Below are 7,782 nucleotides of genomic sequence, written 5' to 3'. Positions count from 1 at the left end.
GCCGGTTTCAGATTCCTTGCCAGACGCGGAGGGGCGAGAGAGAAAGGGGAAGAAATGGCCAGTCTGATCTACGTGCAGTAACAGAAATTCCGATCCGTGTGCTATCGAGCATGCGCGAACCCATCGTTCTGCCCCAAGCCTTGGCGTTGTCTGCTCCGGCCGCCTTTGCCGCCGATTCCACCTCCGCTCGCCGTTACGGTTCGTCCGAGGCCCTATCCGTCCAGGACGCCCGACTGGGCGAGGTCCTGATGGTTCGCACGGTTCAACTGACGTCCGACCAGCGTCTGAACGCCGGCTCCGCCATCGGGTCGGCCGTTGGTTATGGGGCTGCTAACCAGGTCAAGAACCGGGAATACCGCAATGCAGCCCGGGTGACCGGTGGCGTCATCGGTGCGGCTGCCGGAACCGCGGTTCAAAAGGGCCTCAGCGGCCGGCGTGCGGTGGAGATCTACGTGCGCGATCTGTCCGATCGCCGCCAGCGCGTCCTCGCGGTGGTCCAAGACGCCGATGTGGATGTGCGCGAAGGTGATCGGGTCTTCTTGGTGGGGAAGGGTAAGAAGACCCGGGTGGTGCCGCTTGATGCTTCGCCGGTGCGCATTGGCGATTATTCGTGCGGAAGCCCTTGTGCCATTGGCATCAATGCCCGGTCGGACAACAACAGCGCTCGCGTGCGCGTGGGGCCGTAAGGATGCACAAAAGCGAACACGTTGGTGGAGGCGTGTATTGCGAAGGCACGGCTTGCGGGCTTCTGGTTGAGCTCATGAAGCGGCCATCCGTTGCCCACCGCCGCTCCGAAGTCGCCCGGATGGTCCGAGAGGGACACGGCCGCGCCGCCATCGCCCAAGCCCTGGGCGTTCCATCGCCCGTGGTGAGCGCCGATCTGGCCCACCTGGGGTTGCGTCAAAAGCCCCGGCGCCCACTGGCTGACCAACACGCTCTGGTGGTGCGCCTCCTGGAGCAGGGGAACAACGGCCCTGCAATTGCCAAGCGCCTGGGCGTGACCCGACAGGCAGTCCACGCTTACCTGCAGGCCCATGGCCTGCTCCCAACCCAGAGGAGGATCCCATGACCGTTATTCTGGTGGTCGTGCTGTTTGAGCTCGCCATGTTTGCGATCACCTTCGGAATCGCGTGGCTGTGCGCGTCCAAAGCCCGCAGCGCACGCAGGGGCTGGGAGGCGTTCCAAGCCGGCCAAGAGGACGCCCCATCCGTGGTTGCGTTGATGTGGCATTTGGCCGTGTTCTACGCGTGCTTGGCACTGCTGGCTTACCAGCTACAGCACGTGGTGAGCCAAGTCTGGTTGGATCCTTCCAACCTATACCTGTCATCCACGCTGGCTCTTGTCGTTTATTCGATCGCATGCGGGCTGCTTCACGGCAGCGGGCTGGCGCGGAGGCGGGCATGAGAACGAGTCACGGTCGGTTGCGCCCAGACCCCGTCGACGCCCGCCCACGCCACGATGGGCTGTTCCAAGGCGAAGACACAGGCGAAGAGATTCACGAAGAGCGTGACCCGTTGCTTCAAGCGCTTTACACCGAATCGCTCCATGCCCGCGGGGACGTGGACGCTGTCGATCGCTTGCTGGATGCCCACCGAGAGGCGCTTGGGGAGCCCGAGCAAGTCGCCTATGCCCGTCAGCAAGACGAACGCCATGATCGGACGTTGCCATTGCCGAGCGGTGGCCTGCCGTTGAGGCCGTCCACGGAGCGCTACCTAGAGGAGCATCGGTCATGGAACCCGCCGACCGCCAAAGAGGCCGCCATCGCACGTTCCAGGGGTCCCACCATGGTGCTCGAAGGGAAGGCATGGCGCGCTGAAGACGACGTTGCCGAGGTTACGGTGGAGGCTCCCAAGGACGACCCGTGGCAGCGGATGCGTTGAGTTCGTGTCTCAGCTGGAGAGACAGTTGGGCACCATCATTGCTGCTAGGAACACGGTGTTCCCTTCGGCTATCCTGCCCAGGGTATCCATCACTGGTATTGCTAACAACAGGGGGCGTTATGGCAAGCGTGACAGTAAGGACGCGGGATGAGCTGGAAGCGGCCAAGAATGCAAAGGCGCAGCAGATTGTGGTTGTGGGCAAGTTGGCAGACGACCTGAAGAAGACGCGCAAGTTCGCCAAGCTTGGTGCCGTCGGTGTTGCAGCAATCGTTGCTGCAGTTGGGCTCGCTCCAGTAACGGCTGGGCTCAGCACGCTCAGCCTGGGGGCGGTCGCGACAGTCACTGGAGTCGAGATCATCGGCATCATCACCGCCGCAAGCCTTGGTCTCTCTTTGATCCTCGCAATCTACAAAGGCTACGATGTGGAATACGAGGCTGGCGGAAAGGTCATTTTCAAGCGCAAGGAAGGAAAGTGATGCCCGGCTTCGTTCCAGGGGCGCCTTACCTTTTTGTTTGCGAGAAGTGCAGTCATCACTTTCAGCGGAAGATCAACTTGGGGCTCTTCTGTCCGGCATGCAAGTCGCTGTCCGTGAAGCCTCGTTTGGTCTGTAAGTAGTGCTCGTTGGCCGCCATAAAGTTGGCGGCCACTTCCAATGACCGGTCGAATCGGGTTTAACATCGCGGTCTCAGGTGCCCCGTAACCCTTTTGCTTCAAAGCGCTCCAGTATCGCCGTCACGGCTTCTGCGGCACGGTCCGGTGACGCATCTATGCGTTCCAAGCCCGTCATGGCGACGGGCAACGGCGCATTCGGATCGGTCGTGGCCACCACGGCCAGGACTCTTCCTCGGATGGTGTCTTCCACCGTGGTCCATTCGTCGGCGAGACGCTGGGGTTTATCGGTGAGAAGGACCACCATGACGGGGCCGGGTGTCAGCAGGCGGTTGGAGCGTCCCCGAAGTGCTGCGCTGTTGTGGACATGGATGGCCCGGCGGTGCCCATCTTCGGTCAGTTGGACCAGGACGCTGTGGCAGCTCGGCGCGCCCATCTCGTTGCAAACGATGTGGATGCGACCCTTGGCCCATTCCTGAAAGCCCACTGAGGAGGGCGCCAACTCATCGCTGGTAAAACAAGCCTCCACGAACCGTCGGCCTGCGAGGCTCAGTCCTTTCTCTTCGATCAGGCCCCAGCGTTCAAAGGTCTGGCGATTGATGCTGCTTTTCGACTGCAGTCCAAGGAATTCTTTTGGGTCCAGGTTACCCCCGCCGGTGCCAGGAAACACGTGGTGACGCTCGGTGATTAAAGCGCGTCGCAGAAGATCGACCTGGCCAAACGACAGGTCGCTCAGCGCCTTAATGAAGTGGCGCTTGAGATGGCCTGCGGTTTTGCCGGTAGCGATTGAACAGGCAAGGCGGCCATAGACGGTGGCCTTCTCGGCCTCGATGTCCATCTCCAATGCCCGCAGCATGGCCAGAAAATCTTCCGAGGTCATGGCCTCCGCGTTCTCGGGGAACACCTGACCCTCAAGCGCGGCACGGGTGAACTCCCGGTAGCGCTCCTCAGTGCGCTTGGCAAGCCAGGCGGCGATGAATTTTGGGCCCTTCGAAAGAAGGGCGAACGGACCGGAGATTTCCTCCAGGGGGGGCAAGGTCAGGGTAGTCCATCGGGGTCTCGTGACGGTTTGCGGGTCCAGGTAGCTCATCCTCAAGCCTTCAAGCCCGTTCTTCAATCCTCCGGTTGAATTCCCCATTGGCAACGCGCGTGAGCTCGAACAGGTTGAGCGCTGGGAGCGCTGCAAGGCTAGTCTGCGCGCGAAGGTCGAGCATCCGTTCCAGGTGATCAAGCGGCAGTTCGGCTACACCAAGGTGCGCTATCTCGGCTTGATCAAGAACACGGCACAGGTGCTCACCCTGTTCGCGCTGTCCAACCTGTGGATGGTGCGCCGGAAGCTGTTGGCGGCACAGGGGTAACTCCGTCTTGAGGTGCCCGCAAGGGCACTTCGAGAGCGGAAAACATGGCAGTCCGCCGCGTCTGAAGGCCCAGGATGACTCCGGCGCTGAAAACCCACGACTCAGTGTGAATTGATCAGACCATCCCTATTTCTACTTTTGGCCGCTGCTAAAAATGGGGGGATTACCCGACGAGCTCCGCCAGGCCGCTTTTGACGAGCATTGGGACGACGAGACAAATTAAGATGAGTGGAAGGAGGACGCCCGCATCGACAGCGGCAAGACTACGAGGCCTTCCTGACGGCCGCGACCGAGTATCCGCTCCACTTCGCTGTTGCATGCGGCGATGCAGAATGGGCCGGTGACCTGCTAAAGGCTGGACGCACGCCTCAGGATCCCGATTTAGAAGGAACAACGCCCACGGATCTTCTGGGGCGGCCAGGTAATGATCAATCCGATCAGGTCATTCGTGCCCACAACCGATCCAAGCTTTTTGACGAGCTCCTTCCCGCTGCCAATGCTTGGAAGCCACCGGAAGGCGGATTTGGGGCCGACGCCAAACGTCAAGTCGGTGCGGCCATGAAAGCCCAGGGTGAGGAAAGGGAAGCCAGAAGCCTCGAATCCGACAACGGTTTTGACATGGAAAAAGAAAGGCGGCAAGAGCCGTCTTCTTCTATTTAATTCCCTTGCGAGGTTCTGATTTTCTGCTAATGGTGGGAGGTCAAAATACTATTGTGGAGGTGTGGGTTGAATATTTCGAATCTCAAAGACGTTCTTCTGAAGCAAATCGGGCTTACCAAAATCCCCGCTGATGTGAACGCAAGGGATGAAGATTGGCTGGATCAAACGCCACTTCATGATGCGCATCACCCGCGCGAAGTTCGGAGGCTGTTGGATGCTGGGGCTGACATCGAAGCGAGGGATGGCCTTGGAAATACGCCGCTTCATTCTGTGACAAGCGAGGGAGCCGTGATTGAACTGATCAAGGCCGGGGCAGACATCAATGCGCAGAATAACCAAGGGGAAACACCGCTTTTTAACGCGAGAGGGCAAGGGGATGCCAGGGCGTTGATTGCGGCCGGGGCAGACATTCATGCGCGCGATAACCGAGGGAAAACGCCCCTTTTCGGAGCGAGCGAAGGGGCTTTAAGGGAGCTCGTGAAGGCTGGCGCTGACATCAACGCTCGCGACACCCAAGGGAACACCCCGTTGTTTGGCGCACACAACGACAGTCTCAAAGCGTTGCTGAAGGCGGGAGCGGATGTCAGCGCGAGGAATAATGAAGGGCAAACCCCTCTCTTCCGAGCAACCGGGCAGACGGAGGCCCGCGCCTTGATTGCGGCCGGGGCAGACATCCTAGCCCGGGATAACCGAGGGCGAACCCCTCTCTTCGAGGCGAACACGGGCGCGCTTAAGGAACTTCTGAAAGCAGGCCTTGATCCCGCGGCGAGCGATGACCAGGGGAATCAACCGCTGCATATAGCCAGGGACCCCGAGGCGGTGGCCTTGCTCACCCGTGCAGGCGCAGACGTCATTGCACAGCGAATGGACGGCCAGGCGCCGATCCACCGTGCGATTTTTCCAGAGACGATTGAAGCGCTCGCTAAGGCAGGGGCGGATATGAACGCCCAAGACAACAACGGGAATACCTCTCTTCATGCGGGCCGCGATGCCACTGTCTGGAGTGCGCTGATTGAGGCGGGCGCAGATCCCCACATCCAAAACCAAAAGGGCGAAGCGCCGATCAACAGCGGCAAGCCATTTTTCAACGACTTGCGGGCTCAAGAGAGGGCCAAGCTCCTGGTCAGCCTGCTCCCGCCCGCCAACGCTCGGAAGCCACCGGAAGGCGGGTTTGGGGCCGATGCCAAACGCCAGGTTGGTGCGGCCATGAAGGCCCACGGGCAGGACAGCCAAACCCAGGAAGCCCCTCGCTTGCGAGCGCGCTTCTAAGCCCAAGGGAAAGGCGGCGAAAGCCGCCTTTTTCTTTTCTAGATCCCGTTGCGCAAACCAAACCTTTTGTTATGGGTAGTGCAACCCATTCATGAAAGGAGGCCTCATGCGCGTCTTGGTTCTTTCTCTGGCCCTTGTCGGCCTGCTCCCACTGACCGCCTCCGCCGCAGACACCACGCCCGCCCGTCGCTAATCCCGCGCCGGTGGAGAAAGCAAGTGAAGCGAGCCAACGACATTCGGGCCCAATACCAGCTGGCCATGGACGATGAGGGCATCCTCTTGGCCGCCTCGCACATCTTGGAGCGTCGCCTGCAGCGCCACGAGGCCATCACCGACCCCTCCAGTGCCAGCAACTACCTCACTGCCCGCTGCGCGCACCTGGATCACGAAGTGTTTGGCACGGTGTTCCTGGACGCCCGCCACCGCATCCTTGCCACCGAGCACCTCTTTCAAGGCACCATCGATGGGTGCGAAGTCCATCCCCGCATCGTCGCCAAGAAGGCGTTGGACCACAACGCCGCCGCGGTCATCTTCTTTCACAACCACCCCAGCGGAAACCCCGAGCCCAGCGCTGCCGACCGCGCCATCACCGACCGCCTCAAGCAGGCCCTTGCCCTTTTCGACATTCGAGTGCTGGATCACCTTGTGATCGCGGGCACCTCGCACGTGTCGATGGCTTCACGAGGGTGGGTGTGACCACCCCCTTTAAAGCAAAGACCTGCGGCGGAAGCCGCCGGCGGCCGCTGCGCGCCGGCATCTGAAAAAGCATCCGCATGGATGGAAAGCACCAACGCCTTCGGCGCGATAAGTGATGTTAGGAAAAACTGCGGCCTTAGCGCCGCATTTTTTGCTTTTAGTCAAGATTTTGTCCACTAAGGCCGTGGACAAATTTCCAGGGCGATCTACCTTGAATTAAGGGGTAGGCAATGCCGCCGACCAAGCCAAGAGGTGTCACATGTGAATCGCCCAGGGTTTTCTAGACAGTCGTCAGCCGTTTAGTGCGTACTGCTTCTCGAACTCTACCGGGGACAGCCCGTCGTTGGAACTGTGCCGCCGTTTTGGGTTGTAGAACATCTCGATGTACTGGAAGACGTCGGCCCGTGCCTCGTCGTGATTGCTGTAGATCCTCCGCTTAATACGCTCCCGCTTCAGTAGCTGGAAGAAGCTCTCCATCGCTGCGTTGTCATGGCAGTTTCCTCGTCGACTCATGCTGCACACGATGTCGTGCTCGCGCAGGAAGCTCTGCCAGTCTTCGCTGGTGAACTGGGTTCCCTGGTCGGAGTGAAGCAGAAGCCCGGGGCTTGGCTTGCGCCGCCACACTGCAGCCAATAGCGCCTGCAAAACCAGGTCCGTATGTTGAGTTGGTCGGGTTGCCCATCCAACGACCTGACGCGAAAACAGATCAAGCACTACCGCCAAGTACAGGAAGCCGTCGTACGTGCGGATGTAGGTGATGTCCGTGACCCACGCGCGATTTGGCTCACTGACTTTGAAGCCGCGAGCCAGAACGTTCTTGGCGACTGATCCAACAGGGCCGCTCAATGGGCGTGGTCGCCGACCGTAGCCGACCATTGCCCGCAGCCCCTCGCTCTTCATCAAGCGTGCCACGCGATGACGACTACACGTCTCGCCAAGCTCGCGCAGATCTGTGGTCACTTTGCGGTGGCCATACACAGAGCCGCTTTCCAGCCAGCTGTGCTTGATTAGGCCGAGCAACCGCTGATCGTCCTTGTCGCGAGCGCTTGCCGGCTCTTTTAGCCAGGCGTAGTAGCCACTGCGATGGACGCCAAGCATCCGACACATCGCCGCGAGGCCGAACTCATCTGCGTGTTGCTTCATGAAGGCGTACTTTGCTCTTACCCCTTTGCAAAGTACGCGGCGGTGAGTTCAACCCGTCGACGCAACGGCTTGGCTCAGCTTAGCGGCTGGCGTCTGGAAGCCCAAGGTCTTACGAGGTCTTTCGTTGAGACGTCTGGCGATCTTGTTCAAGAATGCCTGCGAATGG

General features: G+C 60.3%; 8 protein-coding genes and 2 pseudogenes. 7 read left to right on the top strand and 3 right to left on the bottom strand.

The genetic code is table 11. The features are described from left to right. Both QRO91_RS21285 and QRO91_RS21280 read left to right on the top strand, forming a co-directional pair. On the top strand, positions 1–686 hold a 686-nt coding region (locus tag QRO91_RS21285; protein WP_285310555.1), incomplete at its 5' end, for a hypothetical protein. A gap of 379 nt (positions 687–1,065) precedes the next feature. Beyond that, positions 1,066–1,404, top strand: coding sequence for a hypothetical protein (locus QRO91_RS21280; RefSeq protein ID WP_032971199.1), 339 nt, complete (start codon positions 1,066–1,068; stop codon positions 1,402–1,404). On the opposite strand, the gene QRO91_RS21275 is transcribed toward QRO91_RS21280, so the two are convergent. Continuing rightward, positions 1,371–1,652, bottom strand: coding sequence for a hypothetical protein (locus QRO91_RS21275; RefSeq protein WP_046431413.1), 282 nt, complete (start codon positions 1,650–1,652; stop codon positions 1,371–1,373). The two genes, QRO91_RS21280 and QRO91_RS21275, sit on opposite strands and share 34 nt — an antisense overlap. Before the next feature lie 347 nt (positions 1,653–1,999). Between QRO91_RS21275 and QRO91_RS21270 the strand changes: the two genes are divergently transcribed. After that, on the top strand, positions 2,000–2,356 hold the full coding sequence (locus QRO91_RS21270) for a hypothetical protein (protein WP_006375896.1): 357 nt from the start codon (positions 2,000–2,002) through the stop codon (positions 2,354–2,356). A 210-nt stretch (positions 2,357–2,566) separates the two neighbouring features. On the opposite strand, the gene QRO91_RS21265 is transcribed toward QRO91_RS21270, so the two are convergent. Beyond that, on the bottom strand, positions 2,567–3,580 hold the full coding sequence (locus QRO91_RS21265) for a hypothetical protein (RefSeq protein WP_024956725.1): 1,014 nt from the start codon (positions 3,578–3,580) through the stop codon (positions 2,567–2,569). Positions 3,581–3,626: 46 nt separating this feature from the next. On the opposite strand from QRO91_RS21265, the pseudogene QRO91_RS21260 reads away from it, so the two are divergent. The 4 genes and pseudogenes from QRO91_RS21260 to QRO91_RS21245 all read left to right on the top strand — a co-directional run. After that, positions 3,627–3,848: pseudogene (locus QRO91_RS21260) on the top strand (transposase); the annotation flags it as partial. A 228-nt stretch (positions 3,849–4,076) separates the two neighbouring features. After that, positions 4,077–4,508: a hypothetical protein gene (locus tag QRO91_RS21255; RefSeq protein ID WP_125892011.1), complete on the top strand. Its 432-nt coding sequence runs from the start codon at positions 4,077–4,079 to the stop codon at positions 4,506–4,508. 66 nt (positions 4,509–4,574) lie between these two features. Beyond that, complete coding sequence (locus tag QRO91_RS21250) at positions 4,575–5,777, top strand: ankyrin repeat domain-containing protein (protein ID WP_285310554.1); 1,203 nt, start codon at positions 4,575–4,577, stop codon at positions 5,775–5,777. Positions 5,778–5,993: 216 nt separating this feature from the next. After that, positions 5,994–6,473, top strand: coding sequence for a RadC family protein (locus QRO91_RS21245; protein WP_061478952.1), 480 nt, complete (start codon positions 5,994–5,996; stop codon positions 6,471–6,473). 291 nt (positions 6,474–6,764) lie between these two features. On the opposite strand, the pseudogene QRO91_RS21240 reads toward QRO91_RS21245, so the two are convergent. Continuing rightward, positions 6,765–7,658: pseudogene (locus QRO91_RS21240) on the bottom strand (IS3-like element ISStma9 family transposase); the annotation flags it as partial. Between the last annotated feature and the right edge of the window lie 124 nt (positions 7,659–7,782).

The organism is Stenotrophomonas maltophilia group sp. Smal32, from assembly GCF_030237085.1.
GTDB lineage: Bacteria > Pseudomonadota > Gammaproteobacteria > Xanthomonadales > Xanthomonadaceae > Stenotrophomonas > Stenotrophomonas maltophilia_Q.
Note: the sequence above shows the minus strand (reverse complement) of the source record. Positions and strands in the feature narration are given on the sequence as shown.

Coding starts and splice junctions, on each gene's coding strand:
- QRO91_RS21280 (WP_032971199.1), top strand. CDS start 1,066: ATGACCGTTATTCTGGTGGTCGTGCTGTTTGAGCTCGCCATGTTTGCG.
- QRO91_RS21275 (WP_046431413.1), bottom strand. CDS start 1,652: ATGGCGTTCGTCTTGCTGACGGGCATAGGCGACTTGCTCGGGCTCCCC.
- QRO91_RS21270 (WP_006375896.1), top strand. CDS start 2,000: ATGGCAAGCGTGACAGTAAGGACGCGGGATGAGCTGGAAGCGGCCAAG.
- QRO91_RS21265 (WP_024956725.1), bottom strand. CDS start 3,580: ATGAGCTACCTGGACCCGCAAACCGTCACGAGACCCCGATGGACTACC.